Annotated in this window: 17 protein-coding genes and 1 other annotated feature; of the genes, 15 read left to right on the top strand and 2 right to left on the bottom strand. The window is 33.8% G+C overall.

Features of this window, described 5'->3' with window-relative positions; genetic code table 11:
• Positions 1-166: 166 nt before the first annotated feature.
• The 3 genes from ABE099_RS06850 to ABE099_RS06840 all read left to right on the top strand — a co-directional run bounded on the left by ABE099_RS06850 (position 167) and on the right by ABE099_RS06840 (position 3,972).
• Positions 167-1,552: a hypothetical protein gene (locus tag ABE099_RS06850; protein WP_430028688.1), complete on the top strand. Its 1,386-nt coding sequence runs from the start codon at positions 167-169 to the stop codon at positions 1,550-1,552.
• A 389-nt stretch (positions 1,553-1,941) separates the two neighbouring features.
• Positions 1,942-2,180: a binding site (T-box leader), on the top strand.
• Between the two features lie 64 nt (positions 2,181-2,244).
• Positions 2,245-3,507, top strand: a complete 1,263-nt coding sequence (gene tyrS / locus ABE099_RS06845; RefSeq protein ID WP_430030512.1) for a tyrosine--tRNA ligase — start codon at positions 2,245-2,247, stop codon at positions 3,505-3,507.
• 123 nt (positions 3,508-3,630) lie between these two features.
• Positions 3,631-3,972: an SH3 domain-containing protein gene (locus tag ABE099_RS06840; RefSeq protein ID WP_430028686.1), complete on the top strand. Its 342-nt coding sequence runs from the start codon at positions 3,631-3,633 to the stop codon at positions 3,970-3,972.
• Between the two features lie 64 nt (positions 3,973-4,036).
• On the opposite strand, the gene ABE099_RS06835 is transcribed toward ABE099_RS06840, so the two are convergent.
• Positions 4,037-4,594 carry an RNA polymerase sigma factor gene (locus tag ABE099_RS06835; protein WP_430028684.1) on the bottom strand — a complete coding sequence of 186 codons (558 nt, stop codon included), beginning with the start codon at positions 4,592-4,594 and terminating at the stop codon, positions 4,037-4,039.
• Between the two features lie 227 nt (positions 4,595-4,821).
• Between ABE099_RS06835 and ABE099_RS06830 the strand changes: the two genes are divergently transcribed.
• The 12 genes from ABE099_RS06830 (at position 4,822) to ABE099_RS06775 (ending at position 16,455) form a co-directional block, all read left to right on the top strand.
• Positions 4,822-6,543: an ABC transporter ATP-binding protein gene (locus tag ABE099_RS06830; RefSeq protein WP_430028682.1), complete on the top strand. Its 1,722-nt coding sequence runs from the start codon at positions 4,822-4,824 to the stop codon at positions 6,541-6,543.
• A 6-nt stretch (positions 6,544-6,549) separates the two neighbouring features.
• Positions 6,550-7,962 (top strand): Cys-rich peptide radical SAM maturase CcpM, encoded by a 1,413-nt coding sequence (gene ccpM / locus ABE099_RS06825; RefSeq protein ID WP_430028679.1) that lies wholly within the window; start codon positions 6,550-6,552, stop codon positions 7,960-7,962.
• Positions 7,963-9,072: a TIGR04066 family peptide maturation system protein gene (locus tag ABE099_RS06820; RefSeq protein WP_430028677.1), complete on the top strand. Its 1,110-nt coding sequence runs from the start codon at positions 7,963-7,965 to the stop codon at positions 9,070-9,072.
• A 14-nt stretch (positions 9,073-9,086) separates the two neighbouring features.
• A complete protein-coding gene (locus ABE099_RS06815) occupies positions 9,087-9,365 on the top strand; it encodes a hypothetical protein (protein ID WP_430028674.1) in 279 nt (92 codons plus the stop codon).
• A 40-nt stretch (positions 9,366-9,405) separates the two neighbouring features.
• Positions 9,406-9,609 carry a hypothetical protein gene (locus ABE099_RS06810; protein ID WP_430028672.1) on the top strand — a complete coding sequence of 68 codons (204 nt, stop codon included), beginning with the start codon at positions 9,406-9,408 and terminating at the stop codon, positions 9,607-9,609.
• 67 nt (positions 9,610-9,676) lie between these two features.
• Positions 9,677-10,876: a S8 family serine peptidase gene (locus tag ABE099_RS06805; protein WP_430028670.1), complete on the top strand. Its 1,200-nt coding sequence runs from the start codon at positions 9,677-9,679 to the stop codon at positions 10,874-10,876.
• A gap of 124 nt (positions 10,877-11,000) precedes the next feature.
• On the top strand, positions 11,001-11,372 hold the full coding sequence (locus ABE099_RS06800) for a BlaI/MecI/CopY family transcriptional regulator (protein ID WP_430028668.1): 372 nt from the start codon (positions 11,001-11,003) through the stop codon (positions 11,370-11,372).
• A 14-nt stretch (positions 11,373-11,386) separates the two neighbouring features.
• A complete protein-coding gene (locus ABE099_RS06795) occupies positions 11,387-12,754 on the top strand; it encodes a M56 family metallopeptidase (protein ID WP_430028666.1) in 1,368 nt (455 codons plus the stop codon).
• A gap of 68 nt (positions 12,755-12,822) precedes the next feature.
• Positions 12,823-14,178, top strand: coding sequence for an ABC transporter substrate-binding protein (locus ABE099_RS06790; protein WP_430028664.1), 1,356 nt, complete (start codon positions 12,823-12,825; stop codon positions 14,176-14,178).
• A 63-nt stretch (positions 14,179-14,241) separates the two neighbouring features.
• A complete protein-coding gene (locus tag ABE099_RS06785; RefSeq protein ID WP_430028662.1) occupies positions 14,242-15,045 on the top strand; it encodes an alpha/beta hydrolase in 804 nt (267 codons plus the stop codon).
• A gap of 29 nt (positions 15,046-15,074) precedes the next feature.
• Positions 15,075-15,668: a GNAT family N-acetyltransferase gene (locus tag ABE099_RS06780; protein WP_430028660.1), complete on the top strand. Its 594-nt coding sequence runs from the start codon at positions 15,075-15,077 to the stop codon at positions 15,666-15,668.
• A gap of 583 nt (positions 15,669-16,251) precedes the next feature.
• On the top strand, positions 16,252-16,455 hold the full coding sequence (locus ABE099_RS06775) for a hypothetical protein (protein WP_430028658.1): 204 nt from the start codon (positions 16,252-16,254) through the stop codon (positions 16,453-16,455).
• A 177-nt stretch (positions 16,456-16,632) separates the two neighbouring features.
• Here ABE099_RS06775 and ABE099_RS06770 read toward each other — a convergent pair whose 3' ends face one another.
• Positions 16,633-17,727 (bottom strand): helix-turn-helix transcriptional regulator, encoded by a 1,095-nt coding sequence (locus ABE099_RS06770; RefSeq protein ID WP_430028656.1) that lies wholly within the window; start codon positions 17,725-17,727, stop codon positions 16,633-16,635.
• Between the last annotated feature and the right edge of the window lie 35 nt (positions 17,728-17,762).

The raw sequence follows: 17,762 nt of genomic DNA, 5'->3' as shown, positions 1-17,762 counted from the left end.
CTTAACATACTCATAAATTCAAGTTGAACTTATGAGTTAATAGTGATAAAATAATGATTGAATTTACTTTATTGGTTTTAATTGTATTAAATGGTTGTTATATTCCTTGCTGGGGGTGAGTATATTGAGGCAAGAAAAGAAGATAGCAGACCTTATAAAATGTCACATGCAAAGGCATCAATTGACGATAGGGATGCTTGCTCAGCAAAGTAATCTTTCTTCTATTTCTTTACAGTCTATTTTATATGGTAGATTGCCCAATATGATTGAATTAGACCACTTAACTACAGCAATGGGAATGCAGACTGGTGATTTATATGTCCTATACGAAACACAACTACGTAAGCTCAAATTTGCTTGGCCCAAAACGTCCCGATACTTGATTCATTGCGCCAAAAATGCATTACATGAGCATTTAATAAGTGGAGTGAAACACTGTTACAGAATGAAAAACGCTAGTATTCGTTTATTCCATTTAGCAGAATATCTATACTCTATTGGTATATTTTCATCTGCAGAAATTGTATATGACTTATTACTTAAAGCAAATACAGATGAAGGATATGCCTCTTTGGTTATGAGTAGAGAAATGATTTCCATGTGTCAGTTTCGTATATTTCAACAAGCGTGTAGCAAACAGTTTGGACATGCTCCAAGTGCACTGCGTTTTATTCCATTCAGAAATAGCCTACCTACAGAATACGCATTAGAAGGACTACTCTTATTATCCCAAAATTTTATTGCACAAGAAAGATACGAATCCGCTGAACTATATGCTGATGAGCTGTCTAGTATAGCTTATCATGTCTATAAAAAAAAGCGTAATTATTGGCGAAGGTATACCGTAAAGACGTTACGACCTTTAGTTGTTTATTATGGTCAGGCTTTGCTAATAAAAGGAATATGTTATGAAATGCGGGGAATGTATAGTGAAGCCAAGCAGTGGATTATGAAGTATAGTGATCTTAGCTGGTTAGCACCAAAAGATCAAGAGGAGGAGGTTGCTGCACAACGATTTGCAGTTATGGCAGAAGGGAATATGATGTGTTTGAATATAAAAAGTGGGGATTGGACGGGAATTCCAAAGTATATAGCCTTTCTAAAAGACCACCCAGAGGAAATTATTGAAGGACTCATTACATTACTTACCTCTGCCAATGAGTATCACTATTGTATTGATGATGTGATAAAACAATTCACGAAGCAAATCCAAACTTTTAATAATGAAATTATTTATTATAGCGTTCAAAAAGAACTTCTTTTGTGTCAGCAATATGTGCAATTTCATTATCAATATGCCATTTACTGCTTTGAACGTGGGAAGGAAGACCAAGGAATCGAGCATACATTAACAAGTCTACAATACGCTAGGGGAATGAAAAATAATCGTATATTTATAAATTCCATGACTTTATTTGAAAAATATCGAGCTTACGCAACTGCTAAGCAGCAACATTGTTACGAGGAACTCTGTCAAAATATTTTAAATGAAACCAATGAGGAAAAATCCTTTTCATATAATTTCTTTTGGCAAATGATGATGTCGGTTTAAAAGAGCAGGCACCCTAGTTAATGGGGTGATCTGCTTTTTTATTTAACGTTTTTATACGAAACATAAATATTATTATGTAAACAAAATGGAATTAATGCTGGATATCTCGGTTTTTGGAAATGTTAAATGAAAATTACACTATATGAAAAATTCATAATAGAAAATTAAAAAAATGAACCTAGTTCATACTACATAAACCAATACAAAATGTTTTATATCATCTTTACAAAAAGGAAAAAGAGAAGTTTTTAATTACATAAATATTATTATGTTAACTTTATGAATTATAGTTAGCTTAAAACTTTACTTTTATCATTTTAAATATGGATGATGGGTTGACATTGATTTTTGAGTTAGCTATACTGACTGTAATTCAAATGTAAATAGATTTTTATACGTTGAAGGAGCTAGTAGCTTTCTATGTCTCTGTTACAGAAAGTCAGGGGTGATGGAACCTGATACATGCACAGATAGCGAATTACACTCTGGAGTATCTTGGGTAATGCCAAGCGGAAGTAAGCGAACGATATTTCGCTGTAAAGTGGCTTGAATGATGACGTTAATGTGCACGTTAATTTCTTATTCATGCAATTTGGGTGGTAACACGGTGAATACAATCGTCCCTATGGTCTTTTTGACATAGCGGGCGTTTTTTTGTTTTTAATTTACTTATCTTGAAAGGGTTGAATGAAGTGAATATTATTGATGAATTACAATGGCGTGGAGCGATTAATCAACAAACAGATGCAGAGGGACTCAAAGAATTAACAGAAACGAAGTCCATTTCATTATATTGTGGAGTAGATCCAACAGGTGACAGCATGCATATTGGACATTTAATTCCATTTTTGATCCTCAAACGTTTCCAGCTTGCAGGGCATCGTCCTGTAATCTTGATCGGCGGGGCAACAGGTACAATTGGTGATCCAAGTGGGCGTAATTCTGAGCGTTCCCTACAAACGCTAGAGCAAGTGCAGGATAATGTAGAGGCTCTAACGAGCCAAATGAAAAAATTATTTGTAACAGATGGAGATAACCAAGTCCGTATGGTGAACAACTATGATTGGACACACCAAATTAATATTATTGAGTTTTTGCGTGACTACGGTAAAAATTTCAGCATTAATACGATGCTTGCAAAAGATGTTGTAGCTAGTCGTCTGGATAGTGGTATTTCATTCACTGAATTCGCATATCAAATTTTACAATCTATCGACTACTTACATTTGTACAAAAATGAGGATGTGCAATTACAAATTGGTGGCTCTGATCAGTGGGGTAACATTACAAGTGGGCTAGACTTAATTCGTAAGAAAGAAGGAAATGAAGCTAAAGTGTTTGGTCTTACCATTCCACTTATGCTTAGAGCAGATGGAACCAAATTTGGCAAAACTGCCGATGGTAATTCCATTTGGCTTGATCCTAAAAAAACAACGCCATATGAATTCTACCAATTCTGGGCAAATACAGATGATCGTGATGTTATAAAATACTTGAAATACTTTACCTTCTTGAGCCAAGAAGAAATTAATGTATTAGCTGAAAAGGTAGAAAGTGAACCACATAAACGTGAAGCACAAATCACATTGGCAGAACAAGTAACACGTTTTGTACATGGTGAAGAGCTTCTTGCTCAAGCAAAACGCATTACAGCTGCATTGTTCAGTGGAGATATCTCTTCCTTAAATGCTGAAGAAATCGAGGAAGGCTTCAAGGAAATGCCTACCTTCACGGCTGATAAGGAAACAAAAAATATCGTGGAATGGTTAGTTGATCTAGGTATTGAGCCTTCCAAGCGTCAAGCACGTGAGGACATTACGAAGGGTGCAATCTCCTTAAATGGGGATAAGGTAAGTGACCTTGAGTTTAATGTCAGCGCAGACCTAGCAATCGGTGGTAAGTTTATTATTATCCGTAAAGGCAAGAAAAACTATAGTTTAGTGAAGTTAGGTTAAGCCTTAAAATTAATACAATTTATTGAAAGTTAAAGTTGCGTCCCTGATTCTTACTCTACAGTAGAAGCTAGGACGCAGTTTTTTATATCGTGGCACCTTCCACAACTTGAAGGAGGAGGAACTATGTTAGTGCAAGTAATAGAGCAACATGATGGAGAAGGTCAATTTGAGACCTTTGCCAAGGGAAGTGAGATTACAGAACTAGCGCCGTGCCAGTATTTTAAGCATTGGAGTAGCTGTAAAATAAACGGGGTATCTACTTATGTCCCTGACTATTATGTCGCTAATGATGAGCTTTTATATGATTATAATCCAACTGAACTTGTAGTAAAGGGTGGAGAGGTATTACAGGTGCTTCAGGTGTCATATGGTTGGCTATTTGTATGTTGTCAAGAAAGTAAAGAGATAGGATGGATACCAGCAGAAAAGGTGATTTCTAATAATATTCATATGATTAATAATTAATGTAATGAAATAAAAAAGCCATCAAAAAGATGGTTTTTTATTGTTTATATATCAATTTTAAGTATCAATAATGCTCATGAAAATATTGGTGAATAATCGCTTTAATTTTTTTTCTAGTTCGAAAAATTCGGGTTGTAACTGCGCTTTGAGATATTACGTATTTAGCTGCTAATTCGGAAATCGTTAAATGTTGATTGAAATAATCCTCATACAAATTGTATTCGGTGTCGCTTAAATGATTCAAAAGATCTTTTTGGACTTTTTCATAGTTAATATCAGCATCTAATATTTTTTCTAAATTCAAATCAGAACACATATAACTTCTCTGGGATTGATTCAGGTCTATGTAGGTTTCATATTTTCGTTGGGTATACAAGGTTCGAAAGGCGAGGTTAACTTGATTTCTGGCCGTTACATGGAGCCATCCTTCAATATTAGGATGGGATCTTAGCTGAGGCATCTTTTTCTTAGCTTCTAAAAACGTTTCCTGCGTACATTCCTCAACAAAATCTATCAATGTGTTTTGGTTTTTCACTAGCCTTCTACAATAAAATTGAATCGGTTCATAGTATTTGCTACATAGCTCTTCATAAAAAAAATCCTCACACACACTGTTTTCCATAACAAAGCCACCCCTCAAAATTATCAAAATGCTTCTTTGTAAGAAGTGAAATACATATTAAACAACATAAATGTTAAATCGTGTAAACACAAGAGGAATTATGAATGTTACAAAATAATTCACAATTAGAAGAAAAATGCAATTTATTTTTGAGATATGTGTGATTTTAGAGGTTTGATGTAATGTAATATAACGAAGGGCAACTTGGACATAGAGAGGAGGCACCTGTGTTAGATAATAATCATAAGTTAATTAAAAATATTTATTTATTATTAAAAAACTATAAATCTCAGATCATTATATCGTTGCTTTGTACAATTGTGGTTACAGTGATAAGTATTTTAATGCCAAACCTAAGTCAACATTTAATGGATAACGGTATTATTGAACGAAATATGCATAATACAGTGACGTATATTGTCATCATTATTAGTTTAACATTGATTGAACAAGCGACAAGTGCTTCACAATCACTTATACACACACATATCCAAAACAATCTCTATCGTGATTTATCTATATCTGCTTTTTCTCATACAATCAAAATGAAAATGCAGTATCTTAAAAATAATAACTTCTCTCAAATTATTAGCAGCATTAGTTATGATGTCCAAAATATTGCACAGGTTGCGGATCGTGATTTTTTAGTGTTAGTTATTCAAATATTTAAGGTTATTGGTGGCGTTATAGGTTTAACACTCATTCATTGGAAGTTAGCAATCATCATTTTAATGATGATTCCTTTAAAATTCATGATTGTGAATTATCTCACAAAGTTAAAAAAGAAGGTGTTTGAACATCTGTTAGAACAAAATCAAAAATTTTCTTTTTGGTACGGAGATACTCTGAATGGGATTAACGAAGTGAAGTTATGGGGGTTATATCGCAAAAAGGAGAAAGAATTTCTGAGTTACATAAATAAGCGAATCAAACTAGAATCAGAAAGAGCGATGCTTGATGAAGTAAATCAATTTTCAGGATTAACGTTAGAAAATATCGTTTTTAATTTTTTATACATTGTAGGTTTATATTTTATTATGGGTGACCAACTCACGATTGGTGGATTATTTGCCTTTATTATGTACTCTTCTTTAGTGATTGAACCTGTTACTTTGCTAATTAATATTAAATACCAGCTAGCTAATATTATTCCTTCGTTACAAAATTATATTGATTTTTTAAATATAGAAGAGGAACAGTGTGATATAAGTAATGAAATAATTACTAAGTTTTCTACTCCCAAGCACATCCATTTTGAAAATGTAAGCTTAGCGTATGAGGAAGAGCCTATTCTTCGGAACCTAACACTAGATTTTTATAAGGGTGAAAAAATTGCCTTTATTGGGTCGAATGGGAGTGGGAAAACATCATTAATCAATCTGTTATTGCGATTTTATGAACCTACAAGTGGAACTATTTATATGGATGGGGTTAATATACAACAGCTTGACCTACTGCAGTATCGTCAGCATTTCTCTGTGATGCTACAGCATGTCTTTCTATTTAATTCTAGCTTAAGAGATAATCTTATTATGGGATCTGATTCGGACCATTTCGATCATACAACCACCAATAATAAAGTTATCATTTCCGATTTACTGCAATTTGCAAACCGTTTTCCTGATCAATTGGATACAATCGTTGGTAATAATGGTACGAAGCTATCGGGTGGTGAACGGCAAAAGCTGGGTTTAGCTAGGGTCATGCTTAAACCGGGGAAAATACTAATATTGGATGAAGCAACTGCTAGTTATGACGCTGAATCTGAACAACTATTTAATCAATTTATTGCTAAATGTACCGATTATGATTACGTCTTTGTGATTACTCATCGACCAGAAATTTTAAAAGCAATGGATAAAATTGTTGTCATTGAGAAAGGTGACGTCATTCAGGTAGGAAAATATGAAGAAATAGTTGAGAATCAAGCACAACGGATTGGAGGGTAATAAGTAATGCAAAATGTGAAACCGCAGATTGTATACAAATCTTTTGCAACACCAAACGGGTTTTATGTTTATGACAGAAATAAAAATACGGTAATAGGAATAAGTGAAGTGGATTATGTAAGCCTAGAGAGCAGTGAATGGGATGAAAGTGTATCCGAGGATATTTTAAAGAAGTATCAGGCTAAAGACTTTCTGTGTCCGAATAGATTGAAAAAAATTGAGCATCCCGCTACCAAATATCTTCCTTACTATTTAGAAAATCGTGTGGAGCAAATGGTAATCCAGCTAACTCAAAACTGTAATTTAAGATGTAGTTACTGTGTGTATTCTGGCAACTATGTCAATCGGCAGCATACTGGAAAAAGAATGAGCTTTGATATTGCTCGTAAAGGTATTGATTATCTCTTATCTCATTCTAAAGATTTAGAGGAAGTGACCATTGGTTTTTATGGCGGCGAACCATTGCTAGAGCTTAATCTTATTAAGCAGTGTGTAGAATATGTTAAGGAAAACGCAGAGGGGAAAGACGTGCTGTATAGTATCACAACCAATGGAACATTAATTAACGGTGAAACGGTCAAGTTTCTGATGGAAAATAATTTTACACTTATCATTAGCTTAGATGGTGGCAAAGAAACCCATGATGTACATCGTCGATTCGCAACAACGGGCAAAGGCTCATTTGAACTCATTATGGATAACATTAAAGACATTAAAGCCAAATACCCAGAATACATTAAAAATATTTTTTTTAATTCTGTTATTACACCTCAAAGTGATTATGGTTGTATGAAAACTTTTTTCGACACAGATGAAATTATGAATGAAGCTCATGTGATGACCAATACAGTATCGGAATTTTATACGAAAGATCAAGAAAAATATAACGATAAATATTATGTTGTAAGTAGTTATGGGTATTTCAAACTTTTATTATGTCTTGTAGGGAAAAGTGAAAAAAAGCACGTATCGAAGCTGTTTTATCCTGATATTTCTAGATTACGAAAAAGCTATAAGGTACTTGAGAGTGTACATGATATTCCAGAGGTTTACCACCATGGAGGTCCCTGTATCCCTGGGGCAAAACGGATTTTTGTAAACTGTGATGGGGAGTTATTCCCTTGTGAACGTGTAAGTGAACAATCCAGCGTAATGAAGATGGGAGATGTGGATACAGGGGTAGACGTAGAGAAGGCGAAGCGAATCTTAAATGTAGGACAAGTTACTGAAAATGAGTGCTTAAGTTGTTGGGCATTGCTTCATTGCTCCATGTGTGCTGCAACAGCAGATAATTTGCAAACATTATCCTCCACTAAAAAGCTTCAAGGCTGTGATCACAGTAGAGCACAGGTACTAGAGACGATGCAAGATTTGTGTTTACTAAAAGAATTTGGGTTCCATTTTGAGGAGGAGGCTTAAATGAAAAAACTTGCAATCTATCCTTATCATAAGCAAAACTGTGCAATAGCTAGATATAAGCATCTGCTGGAAGGGTATGAATTAACGTCGATAATTGCAGCCAAGGGATGGGGTAGCAATGGAAAAGACGCTAGTCATTTTGATGGTGGAGTATCTGTAGGTATAGAAATGACTGACGCCTTTGAGGAAGGGATTAAAAACAGTGATGCAGTATTATTTTTAGAACCCCTGTCTGATAAACTGTTATCTACTTATCCTAATAAATTTGAACTTGTTAAGCGACATAATAAGGAAGTTATTATTACGGCAAAAGTGAAGGAAAAGCTTCTTGGGATAGGAATTAAGCGTGAAGAACTACAAAATTACACACTTCTTAATCCGGGTAATAAGGTGGATTTTGAAGTGTTGTTACATGAACAAGCTGATGGACAATTAGTAAAAATTGATGTGCCAATCCTGTTAGTGTTAGGCATGGGTGAAAATTGTAATAAATTTGAACTACAGCTAAGTGCACGAAACTATTTTATGAAGCAAGGATATAAGGTTAGTCAGCTAGGAACTAAAAATTTTAGTCCATTATTTGGATTTTCAGCATTACCAGAATTTCTATTTACAAAAGATATTTATGTTCAAGATAAAATCATTGCATTTAATCACTATATCCAGCAGATCGCAGTTACTGAGCAACCTGATGTGATCATTATAGGAGCACCTGGAGGGATTATTCCGATAAATAACAATAATACGAACCATTTTGGGCTGATCCCTTATATGATCTCTAATGCAGTAAAAACAGATATTACAATTTTAAGCACTTATTTTAATTATTATAATATTGAAGTTTTAAATGAATTTAGAAAATGCTGTAAATACCGTTTTAATTGTATAACAGACTATATTAATATTGCTAACACAAGATATATGCTTAACCCAGAAAATGAAGATCAATCTGTTGATTATATGTCACTCACAAGTGAATACGTATTAGATCAACTTCCAGCACTTACAACAAAGGACTTTCAATTGTTCAATATTTTAAATGATCCTGATGCTGAATTTATATTTGCACGTATTTGCAGTGAATTAGAAGGGAATATTGTTACGATCTAAGGAGTGATTAAGAGATGGATTTGAGTTTAGAGCAAATTGAGAACCTGATCATTACAACAATTACTGACGTCACGGGAACTAGGATAGAAGATAAGCATCTTAACTTATTTAGTGAAGCGGTAGATATTATTCCAAGGGAAATGGTGTATGTGGTTCAAGCGATTGAGGATCAATTGGAAATACCTATCACTTCTATATTTGATCATAACGATGAGCAGATTATGACGGTTCATGCGCTTAGTGTAAATATTCATCAGTTGCTCCAGACCCGTGTATGTGAAATATATAACTAATGTTAGCTTCGATTAGTAGACATGAAGGGAGGTGATAACAATGAGTAGATTATCTAAAAGAAATTATGATGTTACTAATACAATTGAAACTTATTTTGATTTAATGGCTTGTGGTTGTGCATGTAGTTGTGATTGTGCATGTGATTGCTCTAAATCTAATCCTTCAGCTTCGTTAAAAAGTACTGGTAAATCTTATGGCTCTTCAGCAGGAAAAAGTAGTGCAAGAAGTTCAGCAGCAAACTAGGCTTTAATACTAAGTCCTTTCCATATCACCCGGAGAGGACTTAGTGCCATAATAAGGAGCGAATCATATGACCATTCAAGTCGCAATTATTGATAATGGAGTAAACCCATATTTCATCTCCTCATATTTTAATAGTTACGAGGTAAAACAAGGAAAGGTTTATTCCATAAGCAATCATTCATCTCAAAACGAACTGACACATGGAACGATTTGTGCAGCGATTTTCTGCAATTATACCTCTAATCATGAAATACATAGTTTGCAAATTATGCAGTTTGATCAGCGTAAAACAAATGTAAATGACTTAGTCACTGCATTAACATGGTGCTTAACAAACCATATTCAACTCATACATCTCAGCTTAGGAAGTATTTATTTTGGTGACTTTGAGGCTATAAACCAAATCATTAGCAAATTACTTAGCCATAACGTCATTATTGTAGCAGCTTGTAATAATAAAAATGTTACAACGATACCAGCGTCCTTACCTGGTGTGATTGGTGTACGCTGCGATCCATTAGGACAGCTTGGCGAAGGGCAATTTTTTTATAATGATACATCCATTCATAATATAGAGATTATAAGTAGTTGTGATTATACTTTAATGAACGAGAAACTTGTTAATGCTATCGTTAAATGTAATAGCTTTGCTGCTCCCTTTATTTCTGCAACAGTTTGTAATATTATACAGCAAGGATTTTACGATATTGATTCCATTAAAGACAGTTTACAAAGAAAAAGTGTGGAAAGCCATCACATTTATACTTTTGATTACTATGAAAGATGTTTAGATTCTAGCAATATTATTGATGTTCCAATCGTTACAATGATAGATGATACAAACAACCTAGCAAGAGGTTTGCTCATTGAGCTAATAAAATATTTCCAAAGTGACGGCTATCATTGCATAGGAATTACCCCATATAAATCAGATATTACAATGCAAATATACCAAATGAAAAATTATTGGTCAGAATCGGCTTTTGATTTATGGGCCACTGTAAGAATGATTTATTACACAACATTATGTGATGTTATCATAATGCAAATAAAGGATGAGGACGAGCTTTGGGAGCTACAACAACAAGGAATTGTTGATTTGCTTGTGCAAACTACTGAGGGAGGAGAAGGGCAGAAACAGCCTCTTAGCCTACATTGTGATCTTCCAGTAGTTTCATTCCATACGTGTGATTACACAGCGAATAATTTACTTTCTATTTCTAGAGATTTATACACAAAAATTTTTAAGGAGTTAGATAAATCTTAGTACATATATTGACATTATAGTTCTACAATTGTAGTATAGGATTATAGATATTCTACGATTGTAGAACCAAATTAATTATTGTATTGATGAATAGTAAGAGTAATGAGAGTATGAGGTGAATACAATGACAATTGAATTAGCTGATTCAGAATTAAAGGTTATGAACTTAATATGGCCTGTGGCGAATGAATGTGGAATTACAGCAATAGAAGTAGCGAAGAAAGCAAGTGAACAATACGGCTGGAAAAAAAATACGACCTACACGATTATTAATAGGTTAATGAAAAAAGAGGCAATTAGAAAGGAAAATCCAGATTTTAAATGCATCCCTCTCATTACAAAGGATGAGGTACAACAGCGAGAATTAACTGGTTTAGTAGATAAAATTTTTGATGGTTCTCACAAACTACTTTTTTCTACATTACTTAAAAAGGATATTTTATCAGAGCAAGAGCTACAAGAGCTAGTAGAGATCATCCATGATCAGAAGAAATAAGGGAGGAGGGAGACATGAATATTATTTGTGAGTTTTTATGGCAAAATAGTAAAATGGCAAGTCTAATTATTTTATTTATTATAGGTCTGCGGTCGATCTTTTTACGTAAATGCCCTAGGACAATTACAGTTGTAATATGGGGAATATTAGGGTTTAAACTTATTATTCCTGCTCAAATTCCTATCAATTTGAATATTAGTCCACATTTTATCGAGACACAACATGAAATCTCCCTTACAAATAACTTTATAACTTTACTAAATCCGTTAAGTACCAATTCCCCCCACCTTGATAATGTAGCTAGCCTACAAAATGTTTTATTACCTACTTATTTAAACATAATGTGGTTTAGTGGTGTTGTTATTCTACTTATTGTGTATATTAGTTTACATCTTTATAACCATCATAAATTCGAAACAGCTTGTATTTTGAAAAATGATCCACAGCTCATAGTTTGGCAAAAGTATTTTAATATTCCCCTGCATGTACCTATTTATGAATCGAACAGGACACAAACCCCGATCGTGCATGGGATCGTGAAGCAAAAAATTATTTTACCCACTAATCTACTTCATAAAAGTCCATCCACAACTAGAAATGTATTACTCCACGAATATACTCATTTACGGTATCGAGATAATCTACTCCTATGTATCGCTACATTAATCACTATTTTATATTGGTTTAATCCTTTAGTATGGCTCAGCTTATATTTGTTTATGCAGGACATCGAATATAGATGTGACGAAAACGTTGTTAAGAAAATTGGCATACAGCAACGAAAAGAGTATGCACTGTCCTTGATAGAGATGGTAGCTCCTTTAAGATCAAATTACTTTACGTTAAATAGCTCGTTTAAAAGTAAGCATTTTAAAATAAGAGTAAAGCGTATTATGAATTGTGCGGAATTTAAATCTAAGTCCATCATACTTGGTATTATCACGATTATTGTTGTCATTCTATTAACAACATTTTCTCTTGTGGCAAAAGCTGAGCCTCCCAGTGCAGAACTAAATTATTTATCTAGAGATCACGTCGAATCATTTACATTGAATAATAATGCTTATAAACAATCGGAGATAGCAGATTCCTATTCTAATAGTGATTATAGTGTTACAACCTTTGTTGATCCACTTACAATTAGCGTAGAAATATTTCAAGAAAAAATAACAGCAAGCAACCCTGAAGTAAACCTAAGTCCAGACGACGAAAATCAATTAAATGAAATACAAAATATGATATTAAGCGTCATTAAGCAAACAGTATCACATAGTAAGCAAGGTAAAGATATCGATTCAGTTTCACAAGACATCTTAGTAGGGTTACAGCAGCAGTTTAAACTTGCCAATACAAATGGTTTTAGGGTTTATATTTCGAAGTAGGCTTAGGTTTGAATAAATGAATGTTAGAAGATCTATATTATGATTTGATTTTAATTGGAGGATATAATATGAAAAAATGGTTATCTAGTATCGTTTTGCTAAGCCTAGTTGCTGTTATCATGATGACAAGCTGTACGCTTCAAAAAGGAGATAATACTTCTACAAGTAAAATAAAAATTTTATATTACGATAAGGATGCATTTTTTGAACAATATGGGGATTTCTTTTCGCTTAAGTACCCCAATGTCGAGTTTGAAGTTATTTCAACAAAAGACATAAATTATGCTTCTGAGTCAGATTCTAATGTAGCGTTAGAAAAGTTTATCGATAAAGAACGTCCAGATATTGTTACCATTCAAGCCGATCAATACCAGCAACTTATTCATGATGGTTATCTCGCTTCATTAGATTCATATATCGAAAAGGATAAATATAATTTAGATACTGTATACCCTGCTATTACAAGTTTGTTAAGGGAGTTAGGAGACGGGAAGCTATACGGTCTTACTCCCAAATTTTATTATCAAGCTTTATTTTATAATGTTGATTTATTTAAGCAAAATGGAGTAGAACTACCAAGTAATAATATGTCATGGGAGCAAATATTGACATTAGCCAAGAGGTTCTCATCAGATAACAATTCTACTGATCGTGTATATGGTTTGAGTATTGATGATTTAGATACAAACAATATCGCTGTCAATCTAGCTGATAAAATCGCTTTTACGCAAAATTCAAACGATGTCAACCTCAAAGCCAAACAGGTGACGGCAAATACGGAAGGTTGGAAAAACATATGGAAGCTTGTGCTTCAAACTAAAGGATCTCATGTCTTATATGATAAAGCTAGTACAGTATCGATGGGTTCAGCAGAACAATTATTGGAGATGAAGCCCTTTTTAACAGGAAAAATTGCTATGACCCTCGATGATTCTTATTTATTTGAATATATAAAGCAAGCTAAACAAAATATTAAAGATTTTAAAGAGTTTAATTATGGAATTGTAACTGCACCTATAGACCCAGCTAATCCGGATATGACAAGAGAGATTCGCTTAGAAGAAATCTTTGTAATTCGTAATGGATCTGACCATAGTGACCTTGCTTGGGATATAATTAAACTGATCAATAGCGAAGACTATGCCAAAGCAAATTCTCATTCTATGAACGGAAGCCTATTATCTAGAACAGGTTATTATAATGATATTAAAAATATCGAAGCATTTTATACGTTAAGACCGATTGCTGCAGATTATTATAAGAATGAAAAATATACTGATTTCTATCAACAATTTGATCGTGTTAAGAAAGAGGAAATAGGTTTGGTTGAAGCGAATAAAGCGAGTATAGACGATGCTGTTACTGCCATACAAAATAAAGGGCAAGCATTACTAGATCAAGCATTAAAGAACAAAAAGGATTAAGTAAAGGTGAGATTATAATGGGTTTAATTATAATTTGTACATTTAATTGAGGCTTGAAATCAATTGAATCATTTATATAGAGATGGTTTTAAAGTTACTTTTTTTCAACGAGGGGACTTAAATAAGCTACCTATTTTTATTATTGGTAGCACCTTATATTATGCTAGACTTTTCGCAGATCCTATCTACGAGAAATTCAACTTCATTTTTTTAGATCATAGAGGATTTTTACAGCCTGAAGAAGTTAATCGTTATTCATTAGAGGATATCGTAGAGGATATTGAAACGATCAGAGCACATTTTGGCTTTGAAAAAATATATTTGTTAGGGCATTCTGGTCATGGGTTTATAGCTATGCGTTATGCTGATCTTTACCCAGATCATGTGAGTGGACTTATTTTATCTAATCTAGCTCCTACTAATAATCCTGAACGCCAGCAGGAGAGTATTGCTTATTTTGAAAAGGAAATTACAAAATTAGCAGGGGATTTGGAACAAGACCCAGATAATCGGTTTACCCACATGAATATACGTATGCAAGCACATAGCTTCTATGATTTCACCTATGATGGTGCTTATCTATGGAAGAATGTATATAACAATATGGAAGCTTTAGATTATTTATGGGGTACAGCATTTGCTGACTTTGATACAGGGAAATTTATAAACCAGTTCGAGCGACCAATATTGTTGTTACTGAGTGATTATGATTTTTTAGTTGCACCTACGGCGCTTTGGGAGCCAATTATTGCTAATAAGTTAGAGTCAATACGGCTTTATAAGTTTGAGAAAAGTGCTCATAATCCGATGCTAGAGCAACCGGAGGAATATGCGCAGCGGTTAGATGAATTCACTAGAATGGTATAAACAACGGCAATTGAGGCTTGAGGTTTGATTTGAAGCAAGCAGAGATAGGGAAGGAGCTTGTTATGGAGGAAATTGTAACAGACCGATTAGTGATCCGTACTTTTAATCCAAATGATTGGCAGGATATATATGAATACTTGTCAGATAAGGAAGTCGTTAAATTTGAGCCCTATGATGTCTTTTCAGAAAATCAGGCGATAGAGGAAGCGATGAGAAGGTCGCAGGATGACTCGTTTTATGCAGTTTGTTTAAAGGAAAAGGATAAGGCAAGGAGTGGGGACGAGGATCATCAAAAGCTAATCGGGAACTTGTATTTTGCTAAAGGTGAATTTGATACCTGGGAGCTAGGTTATGTATTCAATTCGAAGTATCAGGGTCAAGGGTATGCTACTGAAAGTGCAAAGGCATTACTTGAGTATGCTTTTACGAATTTAGGAGCAAGAAGGATTTTAGCTCATTGTAGTCCCAAAAATGATTCTTCATGGAAATTGCTTGAACGTCTCCAAATGAGGCGAGAAGGGTTGTTTTTGCAAAATGTTTATTTTAAAAAAGATCATAATAATGAACCGATATGGCTGGATTCTTATCAATATGCGATATTGAAAACGGAATGGCGTAGTTAACTTATAGATTTAATTAACGAAAAAGGGAGCTTAATTTAGCTCTCTTTTATACCTTTATGGGCGATTTTTTATTTTTTTACTCAATCCAACTTTAATTCATTAGCTGATTCAAAACACTATATGTGAAATATATAACTAGTACTGACTTCAATTATTCCCAGAAGGGAGGTGATAACAATGAGTAGATTATCTAAAAGAAATTATAATGTTACTAACACAATTGAAACATATTTTGATTTAATGGCTTCTGGTTGCATATGTATTTGTGATTGTTTCTGTGCTTGCAATAAGTCATATCCTAAAGCATCTACCAACAATAAACTTAGTAGTAGTATTAGCTCTGTGCCACATAGTTCATCAAGAAGTAGAACTTAATCATAATAATAAAAGTTGATTAATAAATAATACAAGTCCTTTCCATCTTATTTGGGAAGGACTTGTGTTTAAGGTAAGGAGTCTTGTGATGACTAATCGTGTGGTAATTATTGACCATAGAATCAATGAATTTTTATCCCTTCTGAATTAAATACCTATCAAGTAAAAGAGGAAGATGTCTGCTGGATAAGCAATAGTTTTAATAAAGATGAGCTTACACATGGAACAATTTGCGCTACAATTTTTTTATAATGAGAAAACCATTCATAATATAGAGGTTGTAAGTAGTTGTGGATATATTTTAAAGGACGAGAAACTAGTTAGTGCTCTCGTTAAATGTAATAACTTTGCTACTCCGTTTATTTCTGCAACAGTCTGTAATATTATGCGGCAAGGATTTTTACGATATTGATTCTATTAATGAAAGGTACAAAGTAAAAGTGTGAAAAGACCTAGCAAAACCACTATATTGACCTGGGACTACTTCCCATCAGAAATATTGAAAGAAATATTTGAGTTTCATATGCGATTAAACCAACGGAATTCTGTATAATTATGGTTAATTAATAGGCGTGATAGACGATAATATTTAATTATCTGATTTTATGACTTTATTAATCAGCTCTATATACTGCAAATCCCCATATCCTATATTTGGAAATAACCGGAACAACTGCGGAAGTAGCTCAGTAGTCGGTACATTTGTATGTTGTTGAATGTATTTAGTCACTGGATTCTCCTCTTCTAACATCTCTAAATACAAATTTATAGCTTGATACATAACTGGGATTGGCGTGAATGACTTAAAGGACGGCCGCTGATGGTTAACGACAACTTGTTGATAGATGTGATTATATTCCCCTAGTGTAAGCTCAGTTTGATTCACTTTAAACTCATCTTCTCGGAAGTTATTTAAAAATACAGTGCCCTTATAATCTATCTGCTCTAGATAAGCAAGCAAGGTTAGTAGGTTGATTTGACAAAACATGTCTTCACCAAACCATAATACAATATAGGAGTAATTTTTTTGACAAAGGTTACGAAGTGGTTCGATCACTTTTTTTGTATACCCTTCAACAGAGCTATGATGACCTTCCGCTCTCACCGTAATAAATTGCTCATTAAAAATGTCTGAAGTGGCTGCATGAACACACATCGCTTCATTAAAAGGGGCATAGTCTGAATTCCCCATCAACTTCTGCTCCCTAAACTCCTCATACATGATTTGCCCATTTAAAATATTAAGGACATCTGTATCAAATAACTCTCGCTGCTTGTCCTGCAATTTTAATACCTCAGCTTTTCTAGCTCTCAATATTAAATCCTCCTCATTCCTTTGAATGGAAAGCTTCATAAATGATTGAACAGGCAACTGTTGCTGCGTAAATTGCTTAGGACTTATCCCAAACACAGATTTAAAAGCACGACTGTATGCCTCTTGTGATGAATAATTGTAATCTAACGCAATATCTATTATTTTTTTACCATCTGCTAAATCTTGTGTGGACATAAATAATCTACGAAGCAAAATATAACGTCTAATACTAACGCCTGTCGTTTGATGAAACTTAAAAGAACAATAGTAGGGTGAATACCCCATATCATTTGCTAATTCATCTAATGAAAATATATCCTTCAAGCGTGTCTCAATCCAATCAATCATCAGTTGTACATGTTCATTCATATGAATCACCTTCCTATTTTCATTGTAAGAGAGAG

This window comes from Paenibacillus turicensis (assembly GCF_050461185.1).
GTDB classification, from domain to species: domain Bacteria; phylum Bacillota; class Bacilli; order Paenibacillales; family Paenibacillaceae; genus Fontibacillus; species Fontibacillus turicensis_A.
This window is presented reverse-complemented; position numbering and strand designations above follow the sequence as displayed.